The following is a 17,638-nucleotide window of genomic DNA, read 5'->3' as shown; positions in this document are numbered from 1 at the left end:
AGTATACAAGCACCCCGGGCTAGGCAAAAAATATTAGAAAAAGGAAGCCCATGGGCCTGCTGACTGGACCGTTGACGGCGCGCGGTTCATTGTCGCATCAACGATCAAAACAGCCGGGGCCAAGGCGGCCTTTCAAGGGGAGAACGATATGGCCGAGCCGGCCCGCGCGCGACCGAAGGCGACACCCGAGACGCAGCATTTCTGGGACGGCGCGCGAGCCGGAGAGCTCCGGCTCCAACGCTGCGACGCCTGCGCCAAGGCGTACTTCCCGCCCCGCCCGTTCTGTCCCGCCTGCGGCTCGCGCAAGGTCAGCATCTTCAAGGCGAGCGGCAAGGCCACGCTTTACAGCTACGTTATTCATCATCGGCCGGTCCCCGGGTTCACCCCGCCTTATGCGATCGCGGTGGTGGAGCTGGAGGAAGGTCCGCGCATGATGACCAACATCGTCGACTGCCCGCAAACGCCGGAGGCGCTCGATCTCGACATGAAACTGGAGGTTACCTTTGAAAAGCTCGACGAGGTGACGACCCTGCCCTTGTTTCGGCCAGCGAAGGATTAAGCAAGATGCGCAGGAACCAGGTTGCGGTCGTCGGCGCCGCGGAGACGACCGAGCTCGGCGTGATCCCGCACATGTCGCAAATCCAGCTCCATGCCGATGCAGCGCTGAATGCGATCGCGGACGCCGGTCTCAAACTCTCCAACATTGACGGCTTTGCAACTGCCGTCGAAACCCCACAGCAGATCGCCCATTACCTCGGAATCACGCCGACCTGGGTCGACGGCACGTCGGTGGGCGGCTGTTCGTTTATGCTGCACGTGCGCCATGCGGCTGCCGCGATCGAGGCCGGTCTCTGCAAGACCGTCCTGATCACGCATGCCGAAAGCGGCAAGTCCAACGTCGGACGCACGCCGCGCATGATCGGCGCGGACAGCCTGAACGGCCAGTTCGAACTCCCCTACGGCGTTTCGACCCCGGCGAGCCTCTTCCCGATCCCGGTGCTGCGTTACATGAAGACCCACGGCATCACCCACGAGCAGCTCGCGATGGTCGCCGTGGTGCAGCGTGAATGGGCGGCCAAAAATCCACGCGCTACCATGAAAGCGCCTATCACGGTCGAGGACGTCCTGAATTCGCGGATGATCGCCTATCCGCTCCGCATCCTGCAATGCTGCCTGGTCACCGATGGCGGAGGCGCATTGATCCTGACCTCAGCGGAGCGAGCAAAGGATTTCCCGCAAAAGCCGGTCTATATTCTCGGCACCGGCGAAAGCGTGGAGACGCCGATGGTCAGCCAGATGCAGACTTTCGACAGCTCTCGTGCTTTCAAGGTGGCAGGTCCCCTCGCCTTCAAGGAAGCCGGCATCACCCACAAGGACGTCGATCATCTCATGATCTACGACGCATTTGCGCATTTGCCACTCTACGGGCTCGGCGATCTCGGCTTCATGCCCCACGAAGAGACCGGAAAATTTATCGCCGACGGTCACACCCGGCCCGGCGGCAAGCTGCCGCTCAACACCAATGGCGGCGGCCTCAGCTATATGCACTCCGGCATGTACGGCATGTATGCGCTGCAGGAGAGCGTGCGGCAGATGCGCGGCATCGCCCCGGCACAGGTTCAGGGAGCCAAGATCTCGGTCTGCCACGGCGTCGGCGGCATGTTCGCCGCATCGGGCACCATCATTTTCACCAACGAGAGATGATTCCTTTTTGTCATTGCCGGGCTCGCCCCGGCAATCCATCTCCTGAAAAATAGGCGGCTGCGCAGGTCACAAGCCCGCGCATGACGCGTGGAATTCCTGAGAACAGCACGGAAGGGCAGCATGACAAAATCACTCGAGGGCAAATCCATCATTGTCACCGGCGCGGGACGAGGCATCGGCCGGGAAATCGCCCTGCTGTGCGCGTCGGAAGGCGCCAAGGTCGTCGTGAATGACCCCGGCGGCGCAGCAGATGGTTCCGGCTCGAGCGCGGCGCCGGCCGAAGAAGTCGTCGAGGAAATCAAAAAACGCGGCGGCACGGCAGTCGCCAATTTCGAAACCGTCGCAGAAGCCGTTCCGGCGAGCCGCATCGTCAAGGCCGCGGTCGATCATTTCGGCAAGCTCGATGGCGTCGTCAACAACGCCGGTATCCTGCGTGATGCCATCTTCCACCGCATGAGCATCGATGCGTTCGAGTCCGTCATCAAGGTGCATCTGATGGGCTCCTTCTATGTCTCCCATGCTGCAGCGCGGCTGTTTCGGGAGCAGGAGAGCGGATCGTTCGTCCACTTCACCTCGACGTCGGGCCTCGTCGGTAATTTCGGCCAGGCAAACTATGCCGCTGCGAAACTCGGCATCGTCGGTCTCTCCAAGTCGATCGCGCTCGATATGAACCGCTTCAACGTGCGCTCGAATTGCGTATCGCCATTCGCCTGGAGCCGCTTGATCGGCACGATTCCCACCGAAACCGAGGCGGAGAAGGCCCGCGTGGCGAAGATCCAGCAGATGGGTCCCGAAAAGATCGCACCGATCGTCGCCTACCTGCTCGGCGACGGCGCCAGGGATGTCACCGGCCAGATCTTTGCCGTACGCATGAACGAGATTTTCCTCATGAGCCAGTCGCGCCCGCTCCGCTCAGTTCATCGCGGCGAAGGCTGGACAGTGGAAAGCCTCGCCGAACACGGCATGCCGGCGCTGAAATCCTCATTCTATAAACTCGACCGGTCGGCAGACATTTTTAGCTGGGACGCGATCTGACGGGAACATAAGGCATCCCCGCGAGTTGGAAACTGATTCAGCTTCGCCCTTTTCCCATCCTCGGTTGTTTTACAAGGAACCGCCCGCTTTATGCCGAAATGTCGGCGGATGGTCTCCTCCCAACAAAAAATCAAGGGAGGCGACCATGACGAATACCCTGCGTGGAGAACGTTCAGTTGATGACGCCCTTCGTGGCTTAGATCGGCGCAAGCTGATGAAGGGAGCCGCGGCTCTCGCCGCAACGGCCGTAACCGTGACTACGGCCTCTGCAGAGACCGAGCGGCCGTTGGGCGAAACGGGAGTTCGGCTCCGGGACACCCAACCTTTGCCTTTGGGGCCACTGCCCGGCACGCGCTACCCCGATGCGCACATCGAATCGCTGGACAAGAGTTTCAAGGGCAGCGCCGGGACCGGCGCGGTCGAACGCGTGGCGACCGGCTTCCGCTGGGCCGAGGGGCCGGTCTACTTTCCTGCCGGCCGCTACCTGCTGTTCAGCGACATTCCCAACAATCGCATCATGCGCTACAGCGAAGATGATGGTCACTTGAGCGTTTACCGACAGCCGTCAATGAACTCCAACGGCAACACCATCGATCGGGAGGGGCGCCTTCTCACTTGCGAACACAGCGGTCGACGCGTCACGCGGACCGAGCTTGACGGCTCGATCACCGTTATCGCCGACAAGTACCAGGGCAAGAAGCTCAACGCGCCGAACGACATCGCGGTCGCTTCCAACGGAACGATCTGGTTCACGGATCCGGGCTACGGCATCAAGGGCGACTATGAGGGGCTCAAGGAGCCGTTCGAACAGGCCAAGCGAAACGTCTTCCGGGTCGATCCAAAATCCGGCGACATCAGGGTCGTTGCCGACGATTTCGTGATGCCCAATGGTATTGCGTTCTCGCCCGACGAGAAGAAGCTCTATGTGATCGACACCGGCCTCACCGAGGGTGAGGGCAATCCGGCATGGATCCGTGTGTTCGACGTCGATATCGAGGCCGGCAAATTGTCGAACAGCAAGGTCTTCGCCAAAGACTTCGCGCCTGGCTTCACCGACGGGATGCGCTGCGACACCGATGGGAATGTCTGGTGCTCCATGGGTTGGGGGGACCCCAAGGAGGATGGCGTTCGCTGCTACAATCCCGAAGGTCACCTGATCGGCAAGATTCATATACCGGAGACCGTGGCCAATTTGACCTTCGGCGGCCAGCAGCGAAACAGGCTCTACATCTGCGGCTCGACATCGCTCTATGCGCTGTACACCAGCGCAAAAGGCGCCATGAAGCCGTGATTGGTGCTTCATCCACCAAGAGCGGCCGCGCGTCTCTCGCGTGGTGTGCGCTCCTTGCGGAAACGCCAAGCGCCCAAATTTGCTGAGGAGCGCTCTTGGCGATAGCCTCCGGACGTTCGGGACGCCGCACCGCGTCCCGAACGCTATGTAGCGACCGCGTCAAGAACCGTCCGGAGGAAATATGACAAACGGGTTGCGGCTCCCTCATCAGGACGAGGGGACCCACGGGGTAATTCGTCGCGGCACTCACAGGCCCGCACGTGACTTCGGTCCCGACGCCCCGCCCCAGCGCTATCCCGATCCGGACATCATCGTCATCGATCCCAAGCGCTTCAGGGCGAAGGTTGGCAACACTGCCATCAAGCGGCTCTATACCGGCTGCCTCTGGGCCGAGGGACCGGCCTGGAATGCGCAGGGCCAGTATCTCGTCTGGAGCGATATTCCGAATAACCGGCAGCTCCGCTATCTTGAAGATGGCGCTGGATACATCTCCGAGGATTTCCGGAAGCCCACCAACGAAGCCAATGGCAACACATTCGATTTTCAGGGACGGCAGATCACCTGCGAACGAACCCGCGTGGTTCGTTTCGAGCACAACGGCACCGCCACGGTGCTGGCCGACCAGGCTAATGGCAAGCCGCTGAATGGACCCAACGATGTCGTCGTCCATCCCAATGATGGATCGATCTGGTTCACCGATCCCGGCTATGGCGCGATCGTGCTCTACGAAGGACAGCGCTCCCCCAACGGCTCGGTCCAACCCTATCAGAAGGAATCGGTCTACCGGGTCGATGCGCGGACCGGCGAGATCAGGAAAGTCGCCGACGAGCCGTTCAAGCCGAACGGCATCGCCTTTAGTCCCGATTACAGCAAGGTCTATATCTGCGACAGCGGGATCACCCATTACCCGCAAGCAAGGAACGTCGTCTGGCAGTACGATCTCGACGGCGACAAGCTCTCAAATCCGCGCCCATTGATCGATATGGCGATGGGCGACCGGTCGGGCTTCCCGGACGGCCTGCGGGTGGATACCGAAGGCAATATCTGGGTCGGCGCCGGCTGGGTCGGCGAAGGCTATGACGGCGTGCAGGTCTTCGCGCCCGACGACGGCCAACGAATCGGTCAAATCTGCTTGCCGGAATGCTGCGCCAATCTCTGCTTTGGCGGCAAGAAGCGAAACCGTCTTTTCATGACCGCTAGCCAGTCGCTTTATGCGGTCTACGTCGAAACCCAGGGCGCGCATAATTGCTGAGGACTATCTAGCCGCTGTTGCGCAGGCCGGCGGAAATTCCGTTGATGGTGATCTGAATCCCGCGCAGCACCTGCTCGTCGATGTTCTGCGCGCGGTGTTCCTTCAAGAGTTCGACCTGAACGTGGTTCAACGGATCGACATAGGGAAAGCGGTGGCGGATGGAGCGTTCGAGCAGCGGGTTGCTTTCGAGCAGCCGGGTCTGCCCCATGATCTCCAGCAATGCGTCGATCGAACTTTTCCATTCGCGCCGGATGCGCTCGAAAATCTTTTCGCGAAGCACAACGTCGGGCACCAGTTCCGCATAGCGTGAGGCGATCGCGATCGAGCTTTTGGCCAGCACCATGTCCATGTTGGACAACAGCATACGGAAGAACGGCCACTCGCGGTAAAGCTCTTTCAGGAAGGCCATGCCGGTATCGGGATTTTCCTTCACCCAGGCCTCTACCGCGCTGCCAAACCCATACCATCCCGGAAGCATCAGCCGACACTGCGCCCAGCTGAACACCCAGGGGATGGCACGAAGATCCTCGATGGCCCGGGTCTTCTTGCGGGACGCCGGCCGGCTGCCGATGTTCAGGGTCGCGATCTCGGTGATGACGGTGGACGCCCAGAAATAATCGGCAAAACCCTCGGTCTCGTAGACCAGTCCGCGATAGGCTTTGAAGGCATGGGCCGACAACCGTTCCATGGCTTCCAGATACTCAGCGCGCGGCGCGCTTTGCCTCGGATGCAACAGGCTCGCCTCCAGCGTCGCCGCGGCCAGGATTTCGAGATTATCGAGCCCGACCTCGGCGTTGGCGTATTTGCTGAAGATGATTTCTCCCTGCTCGGTGATCCGGATCTGACCATTCACAGCGCCGCCCGGCTGCGCGATGATCGCATCATAGCTCGGCCCTCCACCCCGCCCGACCGATCCGCCGCGGCCATGGAACAGGCGGAGCCGCACATGGTGCCGATCGAACACGTCGACGAGACCGATCTCGGCCTTGTAAAGTTCCCAGCCCGAGGTGACGAAGCCGCCGTCCTTGTTGCTGTCGGAATAACCGAGCATCACTTCCTGCACCGAGCCACGGCTGTCCACCAGCTTCCGGTAGTCGTGCATCGAGAGGATGCGATCCATGATCCGGGCCGAGTTTTGCAAGTCCTCGATGGTCTCGAACAACGGCACGATATTGATCGCGCTGCGGCCGGAAGGGCCGACCAGGCCGACTTCCTTCAGCAGCACTGCGACTTCCAGGAGGTCGGAAACTCCCTTGCACATCGAGATGATGCATTGGGGGATTGCTTGCGCGCCATATTTGGCATGAACTTCGGCGGCCGCTCGGAACACCGCGAGTTCGCCCATCGTCTCTTCGCTGTATTTGACGAATGCCGAGGTCAGCGGCCGGGCATTGCGCAGTTCGCCGGTCAGGAGAGCGATTCGCGCCTCTTCGCTCATGGCGAGATAAGACTTCCCGGGCATCGCCGCATCGATCAATTCGGCGATCGTTCGTTCGTGAACGGCCGAGTTCTGCCGTATGTCGAGGCTGGCGAGATGAAAGCCGAAGCAGTCAACGGCACGCCGCAAGTGCCGCAGCCGGCCGCGCGCGATCACGCGCGAATTGTTCATCGTCAGCGAGCGATCGAGAATATCGAGGTCGGCCTTGAATTCGGCGGCGTTGGCGTAAGCCGCGGCTTCGCCGACCGCCGCGCGGGTCGTCTCGACCTCGAGTCGCGCCGCCGTCGCGGTGAGCCTCGCAAAGATGCCGGAGACCGCAAGGCGGTAAGGCTCGCCGCTTCGATGCGGCGACCTGTCGGGCGAACGCTCGGCCAGCGCCCGCAGGTCCTTTGAAATGTCAGCGAGATGCGCGGCCAGCGACAGTTCGGAACCAAGCACATGCAACTCATCGAGGTAGAAGCGAAGCACACGGCTCGATTGCATCTTCAGCGTGCCGCGCATCACATCGGCCGTCACGTAAGGATTGCCGTCACGGTCGCCGCCGATCCAGCTTCCCATCTTGAGGAAAGATGCAAGTTCGCCTTGCGTGCCACCGCCCTCGTTGAGACGGTCTTCGAGCCGGGAATGCAGCCGCGGCACTTCGTTCAGGAAAGTGTAATCGTAAAACGACAGGCCGTTGGCGACTTCGTCGAGCACGGTCAGCCGGGTCCGGCGTAACAGGTTGGTTTGCCATAACGTCAATACCGCGCGGCGCAACTGCTCGTCGCTGGCGACCAGTTCCTCCGGCGTCAACTGCACCCGCTCCCGCCGGTCCAGCACGGCGGCAATCTCCATTTCGCGATCGATGGTGCTCTTCCGGCGGACTTCGGTGGGATGCGCCGTCAGCACCGGACTGACGAGCGCCGAGGCAAAGAACTCGCGCAGGCTCGCCGCGCTGAAGCCGGCGGCCCGGGCATGCAGCAAGGTCCGCGCCAGCGTTTCCGGCCGCGGCGCCTCGCCAGCCTTGGAACTCGCGCGCATCCGGCGGATGTTGTTCTGATCTTCGGCAATGTTGGCAAGATGCGAGAAATAGCTGAAGGCGCGCACGATAAGCAGCGTCTGGCTGATCGACATGCTGTCGAGGATGAGTTCGAGTTCCCGCCGCGCCGCCTTGTCGTCGCCGCGGTGAAACCGGATCGAGGTCTGCCTGATACGTTCGACCAAGTCGAAAACGTCAGCGCCCTCCTGATCGCGGACGGTGTCGCCCAGGATGCGCCCGAGCAGACGAATATCATTCCGCAACCGGACGTCCTCTTCGAGCGCGGCGGCTTCCTCGCCGTAAACGGATTCCAGCCCCGGTTCAGAAAGCATGGTCTGGGATGACATCGCGAAAATGCTCCAGAGTGGCCGGCAATCCTTGAGTCGCAATTTTTGCACCGCAGCGCAAGGTCAAGAAACGAGCGGGCTGCCTTTGCAAAAGTTGCCGCTGATTGTGCGTCGAGAGCCCGGTGAGCCTCAGGAATCGACAAAATGCGGGGCACGCTTGTCGATATTGGCGCGCACGGCCTCGAGCTGGTTGGGACTGCCGAGCAGCTTCTGCTGTTCGACGGATTCTGCCAGAAGCGCGGGCGCCGGATCGACCGACAGCTTGTTGAGCATCCGCTTGGCAGCCCGGATTGCATCGGGGCTCTTGGCAGCGATCTCGCGCGCAAACTCCAATGCGGCTGCGCGAGGATCGTCGCATATTCTGGTCGCCAGGCCATAAGTTAAGGCCTCCTGCGCGGAAAAAATCCGGCCCGTGTACGTCAGCTCGCGCAGAATGTCGTCGCGCACGAGACTTGCGAGGATCGGCGTTCCCGCCATATCCGGCACCAGGCCCCATTTGATCTCCATGATCGACATGCGCGCATCAAGGCTCACAAATCGCATGTCGGCCCCGAGCGCGAGTTGAAAACCGCCGCCGAATGCGACCCCATGAATCGCGGCGATCACGGGCACCGGGAGCTGCCGCCAGCCCCAAACCGCCATTTGCGGGAAATTGGCGATACCGTGCGTGCGCCTGGTGAGATCGCGCGCTTCGCCACCGGCAATGCCGTTGCCGCCCTTCTCTTTCATCGCGGCGAAACGGCCCATATCGAGGCCGGCGCAGAATGCGCGGCCTTCGCCGGACAATACTACCGCGCGGAGGCGCTTCTCGCTGGCGAGCCTTGTTGCGGTTGCGACAAGCGCCTCGAACATCGCGGCATCCAGCGCATTCATCTTATCCGGGCGAACCAGGCGGACGTCCGCAACGCCTTCCGTTATCGTCACCTGCACGCGATCGTCCATGTTCATTCCCTCCTACATCTAACGAACTGCTTTACACGAAAGCGTCACCCGGTTTTAGTCGCTTGCTCCTCACGGGCAAGAACGAGGACCACTCATGTTCACTGAAAAGCTGCTTGCAGGCCGGCGAATTCTTGTCACGGGCGGCGGCACCGGCCTAGGTAAAGCCATGGCTACGCGCTTTCTCGAACTCGGCGCCGAAATCCACATCTGCGGGCGCCGCAAGAGCGTGTGCGACGAGACCGCAACCGAATTGATGGATATCCATGGCGGCCGCGTCACCAGCCACGGCATCGACATCCGCAATGCGCAGGCCGTTGACGAGATGATCGAGGCGATCTTCAAAGACGGGCCGCTGACCGATCTCGTCAACAATGCCGCAGGCAATTTCATCTCGCGCACCGAGGACCTCTCGCCGCGCGGCTTCGATGCCGTCGCCAATATCGTCATGCACGGCACGTTTTACGTCACTCACGCCGTCGGGCGGCGCTGGATTGCCAACAAGCTACCCGGCAATGTGGTATCGATTACCGTGACCTGGGTCCGCAACGGCAGCCCCTACGTGGTGCCGTCCGCGATGAGCAAATCGGCCGTTCATGCCATGACCATGTCATTGGCCGCCGAATGGGGGCGCTATGGCATCCGCCTCAACACGATCGCGCCGGGCGAGATTCCAACCGAAGGCATGAGCAAGCGGATCAAGCCGGGCGACGAGGCCGGCGCGCGTACCAAGGCGATGAATCCGATGGGCCGGGTCGGGACGATGGAAGAACTGCAGAACCTGGCGGTGTTCTTGATCTCCGGCGGCTGCGACTGGATCAACGGCGAGACAATCGCGATGGACGGCGGCCAGGCGCTTGCGATGGGCGGCAATTTCTATCAGCTGCGTGACTGGACCGACGGCGACTGGGAAAAGGCGCGCGACCAGATCAAGGCGCAGAATGAAAAGGACCGCGCTGCAAGGCAATAAACGCCTTCGCGCCGGCCGAAAGCGGGGCGTGCAGCGCACTTGTCTTTGCTATCGGATGCCGCCAAACTCCTCCTCAAAACAAAATACATCGGGAGGAGAACATGGCCGTTTCGGAGCAGCCGGCGCATCTTGCCGACGTGGTGCGCGCGCTGTCGAGGTCGCGCGGTAGCGCGATCGCCCTCGAATTCGAGGGCCGCCGGACGAGCTTCGCCGAATTTGATGTCCTGACCAATCGCGTCGCCAACGCCTTGATTGCACTCGGCGTTCGGCCGCACGAGCGGATCGCTTACCTGGGCAAGAACAGCGACATCTATTTCGAGCTCTTGCTCGGCGCCATGAAGGCCAACGTGGTGATGACGCCGGTCAACTGGCGGCTGGCTGCACCCGAGGTCGCCTTCATCGTTGCGGATAGCAAGGCACCCGTTCTCTTCGTCGGTCCCGAATGCATGGCGCAGATTCCAAGCATCCGGGCGCAAGTGCCGGACCTGCGCGTGGTCATCGCAACCGAAGGCAATGCGGCTGAATGGCAAAACTACTCGGCCTGGCGCGACGCGCAGAGCCCGGACGATCCAGAAGTCGCCATCAGCCGGCAGGACGTCGCGATCCAGCTTTACACGTCAGGCACCACCGGCAAGCCGAAAGGCGCCATGCTGTCGCATGCCAATCTTCTTAATCTGCTCGGGAACGGCGACGGCGCAGTCGCCGACTGGAACCGCTGGACCGAAGACGATGTCTCTCTGGTGGCGATGCCCGTCTTTCATATCGGTGGCTCTGGCTGGGGGTTGCTCGGCCTTTATCATGGCGCCAAGGGCGTGGTTGCTCGGGAGTTCGATCCCACCAAGGTGCTCGACTTCATCGAGCAGGACAAAATCACCAAGATCTTCATGGTTCCGGCTGCAATGCAGTTCGTGGTGCGGCAGCCGCGGGCGCGCAGTGTCGATTTTTCGCGCCTGAAACACATCCTCTATGGCGCTTCGCCCATACCGGCGGCGTTGTTGAGAGAGTGCATTGAAGTGTTCGGGTGCGGCTTCGTGCAGCTCTATGGCATGACGGAAACGACCGGCACCATTGTCGCCTTGCCGCCTGAGGATCACGTCGAGGGACTCGACCGAATGCGGTCGGCGGGCAAGGCACTGCCCGGTGTCGAGCTTGCGATCCTTGACGTCAACGGCAAGCAATTGCCGTCCGGCGAGGTCGGCGAAATCGCGACAAGATCCGGCTCCAACATGCTGGGATACTGGAATCTGCCGGAAGCCACCGCCAAAACCATCGGGCCCGACGGCTGGCTGCGCACTGGAGACGCCGGCTACATGGACAAGGACGGCTATCTCTACATTCAGGACCGCATCAAGGACATGATCATCTCGGGCGGCGAGAATATCTATCCGGCGGAGGTCGAGAGCGCGGTCTGCGACCACCCCGACGTCGCGGAAGCCGCCGTGATCGGCGTGCCGGACGACACCTGGGGCGAGTCGGTCAAAGCGATCGTCGTGTTGAAGCCCGGCAAGCAGACGAGCGCCTCCGATATCATCAACTTTACACGGGCGCACATCGCAGCGTTCAAGACACCGAAGACGGTGGATTTCATTGATGCCTTGCCCCGCAACGCCTCCGGCAAGATCCTGCGCCGTCATCTGCGCGATCCCTATTGGGCAGGCCGGGGGCGCCAGGTGAACTGAAAGAGCGGACGACCTGCGAAATCGTTTTACCTTCCATTGAATTTCGCCGGTCGCTTTTCGAGGAACGCGGTGACGCCCTCCTTGAAATCCTCGGTCGCCCCGGCGCGGCGCTGTGACTCGAATTCGAGGTTGAGCTGATCTTCGAACGAGTTCTGCTCGCTCGCCCAGTAGAGTTGGCGGATCAGCGACAGCGCGATCGTCGGGCCATCGGCTATATCGCGGGCGAGCTTCAGGGTCTCGTCCCAGAGTGCGGAATCGTCATAAACCCGATTGACGAGTCCCCACTCCAGCGCCTTCTCGGCCGGCAGCCGCTCGCCCATCAGCGACAATTCGACTGCGCGGGCCTTGCCGATCAGCCGCGGCAGGAGCCAGGTCGATCCGCAATCCGGCACCAGGCCGATGCGGCGAAAGGCTTGCAGGAAATAGGCCGAGCGCGCGCACAGGATCATGTCACCCATCAGCGCGAAGCTCATGCCCGCCCCGGCGGCCGGCCCGTTGACCGACGTTACGAGCGGACAATGCAGGTTGCGCAGCCGGCGCAGGAAAGGATGAAACGCGGTTTCGAGCGCGGCGCCCGCGGCGCTCTTGCCCGGCTTCTGAACGTTGCGGCCCTGAAGATTGGCGCCCGTACAGAAGGCGCGCCCGGCTCCCGTCAATACCAGGCAACGGACCACGTCGCGCTTGTCTTCAACCGCATCAAGGGCCTCCACCAGTCCCCCCAGCATGTCGAGCGAGACTGCGTTCATCACCTCCTGATGATCGAGCCGCAGGATTGCGACTGGCCCGTTGAAATCGAGCGTTGAATGAGCGAACTGCATGGGTTTCTCCCTCTTGCTTGGCCCCGGGGGTCCACCCGGTCTTGCGGGCTCATAATGCCCCGGCTTCGTGCCGCCCATCCACGTCTGTGGTCATCGTCGGCAAGGCAGCCATCGGCAAGCGGACGGCTATGCCCGGCCATAACGTCACCTCAAGACATCGCGACAGCCTGCGCCGCTTGTCGTGCCCTCATCGTAAATCCTTCATAGCCCTTTGCCGCAACGTCGTTGCAGATGCGCCGGTAGACGCCGACCCCGCCGATATAAGGCATGAAAATGCGCGGCTTGCCCGGGATATTGGCGCCCATGTACCAGGAATTGGCCTGTGGATAGAGCGTCATCTCCGCCACCTCGTTGACATGAGCAACCCACCGCTCTTCCGCATCCGGACTGGCTTCGATCGAGGCGAGTGCGCTGCGGCGCATAAAGGAGAGGCAGTCGGAGATCCAGTCGACGTGCTGCTCGATCGAAACGATCATGTTGGAAAGCACTGACGGACTGCCAGGCCCCGTGATGAGGAAGAGATTAGGAAAGCCCTCGCTCATGAGGCCGAGATAGGTTTTCGGTCCTTCCGCCCATTTTTGATTCAGCGTTTTGCCGCCGCGGCCGCGGATATCAATTTTTGCCACCGAACCGGTCATCGCATCGAACCCGGTTGCCAGCACCAGTGCGTCGATCCCATAATTTTCACTCCCCGCGCGCACGGCGTGCGGCAGGATCTCGTCGATGCCGCGGCCGTGGATATCGACCAGCGTCACGTTGGGACGGTTGAAGGTTGCGTAGTAATCAGTATCGACGCAGATGCGCTTTGTGCCAATCGGGTGATTGTCCGGCTGCAGGCGTCTTGCGGTCATGGGATCGCTGACGATCTCGGCGATCTTTTCGCGAACGAAATCGGCAGCCGTATCGTTGGCGGCCTTGTCCAGAATGAGATTATTGTAGGCCAGCATGAAGGTCAGCCCGCCGCTCGCCCAGCGCTGCTCGTATCTGGCCCGCCGCGCGTTCTCGCCGTCTTCCAACGCGCCGCGCTCGGGCAGCTCGGCATAGATGCCGTTGCGTGCGTCCTCGCGGGCAAAGCGCCGGATCTCCGCATAGTTTTTGCGGAAGGCCTCGCGTTCTTCCGCCGTCAGCGGCGCGTTGCGTGCAGGAATTGAAAAATTGGGAGTGCGCTGGAAGACGAACAAATGGCTCGCCTGCCGGGCAATCACCGGGACAGACTGGATCGCCGAAGAGCCTGTGCCGATCACGCCGACGCGCTGGCCGGTAAAATCGACGCCTTCATGCGGCCAATGGCCGGTGTGAAAGACCCTTCCCGCGAATCCGGCGAGACCTTTGATGTCCGGCATCCTGGCATTGGACAGACAGCCGGTCGCCAGTACGACAAATTGGGCCCGCACGAGCTTCCCGTCAGACGTCATAACGCCCCAGCTCTTGCGATCCTCATCGAATGCGGCACATTCGACGCGGGTGTTGAACACGATGTCGGATCGCAGGCCGAAGCGATCGGCGACGTGCCGGGCGTATTTAAGGATTTCCGGCTGTGGCGCGTAGCGCTCGCTCCAGTTCCACTCCTGCTGCAATTCCTCGGAAAAGGAATAGGAATACTGCATGCTTTCGACATCGCAGCGCGCGCCGGGATAGCGGTTCCAGTACCACGTGCCGCCGACATCTGAGCCCTGCTCATAGACACGAACGGAAAACCCGAGCCCCCGCAGCCGGTGGAGCATGTACATTCCGGCAAAACCGGCCCCGACCACGACGACGTCTAAGGTCAGTTCGCGGCCGCTTTCCGCAACTGATGGCGCGGCAGACATCAAGGCGCTCCCTTGGCAATCCTATTCGTTGGTGCAGCATTCTCCGGGCTGCGCCAAAGCGCAAGGCCCAAAACAAATCCGATGCTCCGAGCAGGATATTCTATGGCGCGGAAAGCTTTCATGTCCGCACGACGTGATTTATCGTCCGGGACAATGAAATCAGCCGGGAGCAAAACAACGATGAAAGCGCCGGCCCGCGCGGTGCTGGGCATCGAGCTTCCGCTGTTGGATGAGCCAATGGATCACGCGAATTACGCCCGCTGACAGGCTCGCGACGAAGCAATCCGATCCGTCCTTGCACCAATAGAGCCCTCTCCTACACGAAGCAGAAGATGAACTCCCACACCCCTCTCTCCCCCGACCGCGTCCCCGTCATTGTCGGCATAGGTGAAATCACCGATCGGCCGAAAGAAATCATCGACGGCCTCGAACCGCTCGCCTTGCTGGTCGAAGCACTCAAGCGCGCCGAAGCCGACAGCTGCACCAAGCTGCTCGACGCGATCGATTCGCTCGACGTCGTCAATTTCCTGAGCTGGCGCTATCGCGATCCGGAGAAGCTGCTCTCGTCCCGCCTCGGGATCCGGCCGAAGCACGCCTATTATGGGCCCGTCGGTGGCGAGAGCCCGATCCGCTACCTGCACGAGGCGGCAAAGCGAATCGCGCGCGGCGAATGCAGCGTAGCCGCCGTCTGCGGCGCAGAGGCGCAAAGCACGGCGACGCGCGCCGAACGCGCCGGCATCAGCTTGCCCTGGACGCCGTTCGCGCATGATGTCGAAGAACCGAAGCGCGGCGCCGCGTTTCAGAAGCCTGCCGCCGTGAAGCTCGGCGTATTCCGTCCCGTCACCGTCTATCCGTTCTACGAGGCTGCCACCTCGGCGCATTGGAGCCAGACGCCGCGCGAGGCGATGGCCGAGTCCGGCGCGCTATGGTCGCGCTACTCGCAAGTGGCAAGCGAAAATCCGAACGCCTGGCTGAAGCGCCACTTCACGCCTGAGGAAATCACGACGCCGTCGGCCGACAACCGGCTGATCGCGTGGCCCTATACCAAGCTCATGGTGGCCAATCCGACCGTCAACATGGGCGGCGCACTCGTGATGACGAGCCTCGCCAAGGCGCACGCCGCCGGCATCCCGGACCACAAGCTGATCCACATCCTCGGCGGCGCATCGGCAGAAGAGCCGCGCGATTATCTCGAACGCGATCAGTTCACGGAAAGTCACGCGCAGAATGCGGTGCTGAGGACCACGATGGATCTGGTCGGTGGGAAAGCCGAGGCTTTCGACGCCCTGGAACTCTATAGCTGCTTTCCCTGCGTCCCAAAGATGGCGCGGCGAACCCTGGCGCTTGGCCCTGACGTCAAGCCCACTGTCGCGGGCGGCCTTACATTCTTCGGCGCGCCGCTGAACACCTATATGACGCATGCGGCCTGCGCGATGGTCCGGAGGTTGCGTTCGGGCGCTTCGCTCGGCCTGCTCTATGGGCAAGGCGGCTTTGTCACCAAGCATCATGCGTTGGTGCTGTCGCGGCATGCGCCGCCGGAGCCGCTCGCCCAGGAGACGAGCGTCCAGAACGAGGCCGACCGTCGCCGTGGCCCGGTGCCGGCGTTCGTGACAGAGGCCAGCGGTCCAGCAACTGTCGAAAGCTTCACCGCGATTTACAGTCGCGACAACGCGGTCGAACAGGGTGTGGTCATGCTGCGAACGTCGGACAATGCGCGCGCGCTGGCAAGGGTGCCTGCCACCGACCGAAGAACGTTGGCACATCTGTTGAACATGGAGCGCAGTCCCGTCGGCTCCCCCGGCGCGGTTATCCGCGCCGATGATGGGATCCTCGAGTGGCGGGTCGAATAAGCCTTCGCGGAGAAGCAAAAAGCGAGCGGAAACGCCGTTCCTTTAGCTGCTTTTGCTGCGTATCACTCCTCGAAGAGGCCCTCGCGGAAGAGAAGGGTTGCCGGTCAAGCCCGGCAACGGTGGCTGCAGATATTAGCTGCTCTAACCCTTCTCACCATGCTTGGTCGAAACCGAGGACGGCCGGCCCTTGGTGCTGACGACACGCACAGCGTCGCCATCGGCCATGCCGTCGGGTGGCGTGCTGATGACACGATCATCCAGCGAAATGCCGCCGGCTAGCTCGATATCGCGCCCAAGATCGCGGGCAATCTTCACTGGCTTGAACAAAATCTTATTGTCCGGCGTCACCGTCGCCACCCGCAAACCCTTCTGGTCGAAAACCAGCGCGCTGGAAGGAATGTGCAGCGGCACGCTCTCGCGCTGCAGGACCAGTCTGACATTGGCAAACCCGCCAGGCATCAATTCGCCGGCTGAATTATCAAGCCCGAGTTGCATCTGCGTCGTGCCTGAGGTGACGTCCACCGCTTGAGCCGAGGCTTCCACCGTCGCCTCAAAAGTCCGGGTCGGATATTCCGGTACCGAGATCATCCCCTTGGCGCCGATCTTAACCGACGGCACATAGGTCTGCGGGACATTGACGTAGACGCGCAGCTTCTTGATGTCGGAGATGATGAACATCGGCGGGCTGCTGCCGCCGCCAGCGTTGATCAGAGCGCCGACGTCGGTGTTGCGCGCGGTCACGATGCCATCGAAGGGCGCGGTAATCTTCTTGTATCCGGCCAAGGCCTCGAGCCGTTCGACATTCGCCTGGCTGGCATTGACTGCGGCGTTCTTGTTGGCGAGATCGGCCGTGCGCTCGTCGATCTCCTGCATGGACACGAAATTTGACGCGATCAGCGTCTTGCGGCGGGCCAGCGTGACTTCGGAAAGCTTCGCGCTCGCCTGCTGATTGGCCAGGTCGGCGCGCGCCTGGAGTAGTTGCTGATCAAGGTCCGGCGCATCGATTTCGGCGATCACTTCGCCAGCTTTGACCCGTGCGCCAATATCCTTGCTCCAACTCTTCAGGTATCCGTTGACGCGGGCGAAAATCGGGGCGCGGTAGTAGGCTTCCAGCCTGCCCGGCAGATCGATGGTAGCAGTCAACGGGCCGGCATCTGGATAGATCACAGCAACCGCCGGTACAGCCTGCTCGTCCGTCCATTCCTTTAGCTTGACGCTCGAGTCTTCGCGGGCGCGGATGCCGCTGACCACGAGCGTCAGCGCACCGGCCACGGCGACGACGCCGAAAATGCCCAGCTTCCGGCGAGATACCGTCGGGCGTTTCTCAGTGGGCATTTTCTTTCTCCGATTGGACGGCGACTTTGGCGTCCTGCTTTTTGTGAAGCATACTAAAAACCACCGGAACGAACATCAACGTCGCGACGGTCGAGAACATCAGCCCGCCGATGACTGCCCGCCCCAGCGGCGCGTTGGCCTCGCCGCCGTC

General features: G+C 61.8%; 14 protein-coding genes. 9 read left to right on the top strand and 5 right to left on the bottom strand.

Features of this window, described 5'->3' with window-relative positions; genetic code table 11:
* The first annotated feature begins 148 nt into the window (after positions 1-148).
* From NEZ08_RS03585 to NEZ08_RS03565, 5 genes are all read left to right on the top strand, one after another.
* Complete coding sequence (locus tag NEZ08_RS03585) at positions 149-559, top strand: Zn-ribbon domain-containing OB-fold protein (RefSeq protein ID WP_298103607.1); 411 nt, start codon at positions 149-151, stop codon at positions 557-559.
* A gap of 5 nt (positions 560-564) precedes the next feature.
* Complete coding sequence (locus tag NEZ08_RS03580) at positions 565-1,704, top strand: thiolase (RefSeq protein WP_298103604.1); 1,140 nt, start codon at positions 565-567, stop codon at positions 1,702-1,704.
* A 120-nt stretch (positions 1,705-1,824) separates the two neighbouring features.
* Entirely contained in the window at positions 1,825-2,739 is a 915-nt protein-coding gene (locus tag NEZ08_RS03575; RefSeq protein WP_298103601.1) for an SDR family NAD(P)-dependent oxidoreductase, read from the top strand.
* 145 nt (positions 2,740-2,884) lie between these two features.
* Positions 2,885-4,030 (top strand): SMP-30/gluconolactonase/LRE family protein, encoded by a 1,146-nt coding sequence (locus tag NEZ08_RS03570; protein ID WP_298103598.1) that lies wholly within the window; start codon positions 2,885-2,887, stop codon positions 4,028-4,030.
* Between the two features lie 181 nt (positions 4,031-4,211).
* A complete protein-coding gene (locus NEZ08_RS03565) occupies positions 4,212-5,282 on the top strand; it encodes an SMP-30/gluconolactonase/LRE family protein (RefSeq protein ID WP_298103595.1) in 1,071 nt (356 codons plus the stop codon).
* Between the two features lie 7 nt (positions 5,283-5,289).
* Here NEZ08_RS03565 and ppc read toward each other — a convergent pair whose 3' ends face one another.
* Positions 5,290-8,085, bottom strand: a complete 2,796-nt coding sequence (gene ppc, locus NEZ08_RS03560) for a phosphoenolpyruvate carboxylase (protein WP_298103593.1) — start codon at positions 8,083-8,085, stop codon at positions 5,290-5,292.
* Between the two features lie 129 nt (positions 8,086-8,214).
* Complete coding sequence (locus tag NEZ08_RS03555) at positions 8,215-9,027, bottom strand: crotonase/enoyl-CoA hydratase family protein (RefSeq protein WP_298103720.1); 813 nt, start codon at positions 9,025-9,027, stop codon at positions 8,215-8,217.
* 94 nt (positions 9,028-9,121) lie between these two features.
* On the opposite strand from NEZ08_RS03555, the gene NEZ08_RS03550 reads away from it, so the two are divergent.
* Positions 9,122-9,994, top strand: a complete 873-nt coding sequence (locus tag NEZ08_RS03550) for an SDR family oxidoreductase (protein ID WP_298103590.1) — start codon at positions 9,122-9,124, stop codon at positions 9,992-9,994.
* A 101-nt stretch (positions 9,995-10,095) separates the two neighbouring features.
* Entirely contained in the window at positions 10,096-11,673 is a 1,578-nt protein-coding gene (locus NEZ08_RS03545) for a fatty acid--CoA ligase (RefSeq protein WP_298103586.1), read from the top strand.
* A 26-nt stretch (positions 11,674-11,699) separates the two neighbouring features.
* Here NEZ08_RS03545 and NEZ08_RS03540 read toward each other — a convergent pair whose 3' ends face one another.
* Together NEZ08_RS03540 and NEZ08_RS03535 are read right to left on the bottom strand one after the other, a co-directional pair.
* Positions 11,700-12,491 carry an enoyl-CoA hydratase/isomerase gene (locus NEZ08_RS03540; RefSeq protein WP_298103584.1) on the bottom strand — a complete coding sequence of 264 codons (792 nt, stop codon included), beginning with the start codon at positions 12,489-12,491 and terminating at the stop codon, positions 11,700-11,702.
* 149 nt (positions 12,492-12,640) lie between these two features.
* Positions 12,641-14,302 carry an NAD(P)/FAD-dependent oxidoreductase gene (locus tag NEZ08_RS03535; RefSeq protein ID WP_298103582.1) on the bottom strand — a complete coding sequence of 554 codons (1,662 nt, stop codon included), beginning with the start codon at positions 14,300-14,302 and terminating at the stop codon, positions 12,641-12,643.
* A 120-nt stretch (positions 14,303-14,422) separates the two neighbouring features.
* Between NEZ08_RS03535 and NEZ08_RS03530 the strand changes: the two genes are divergently transcribed.
* A complete protein-coding gene (locus NEZ08_RS03530; protein ID WP_298103579.1) occupies positions 14,423-14,566 on the top strand; it encodes a hypothetical protein in 144 nt (47 codons plus the stop codon).
* Between the two features lie 68 nt (positions 14,567-14,634).
* Positions 14,635-16,152: an acetyl-CoA acetyltransferase gene (locus tag NEZ08_RS03525; RefSeq protein WP_298103576.1), complete on the top strand. Its 1,518-nt coding sequence runs from the start codon at positions 14,635-14,637 to the stop codon at positions 16,150-16,152.
* A 141-nt stretch (positions 16,153-16,293) separates the two neighbouring features.
* Here the strand turns inward: NEZ08_RS03525 and NEZ08_RS03520 are convergent, their stop codons facing one another.
* Entirely contained in the window at positions 16,294-17,487 is a 1,194-nt protein-coding gene (locus NEZ08_RS03520) for an efflux RND transporter periplasmic adaptor subunit (protein ID WP_298103572.1), read from the bottom strand.
* Positions 17,488-17,638: the final 151 nt, after the last annotated feature.

Origin of the sequence: Bradyrhizobium sp. (assembly GCF_027451485.1) — a bacterium.
Lineage (GTDB): Bacteria > Pseudomonadota > Alphaproteobacteria > Rhizobiales > Xanthobacteraceae > Bradyrhizobium.
The sequence above is the reverse complement of the archived record's forward strand: the minus strand, read 5'-3'. Positions and strand labels throughout refer to the sequence as shown.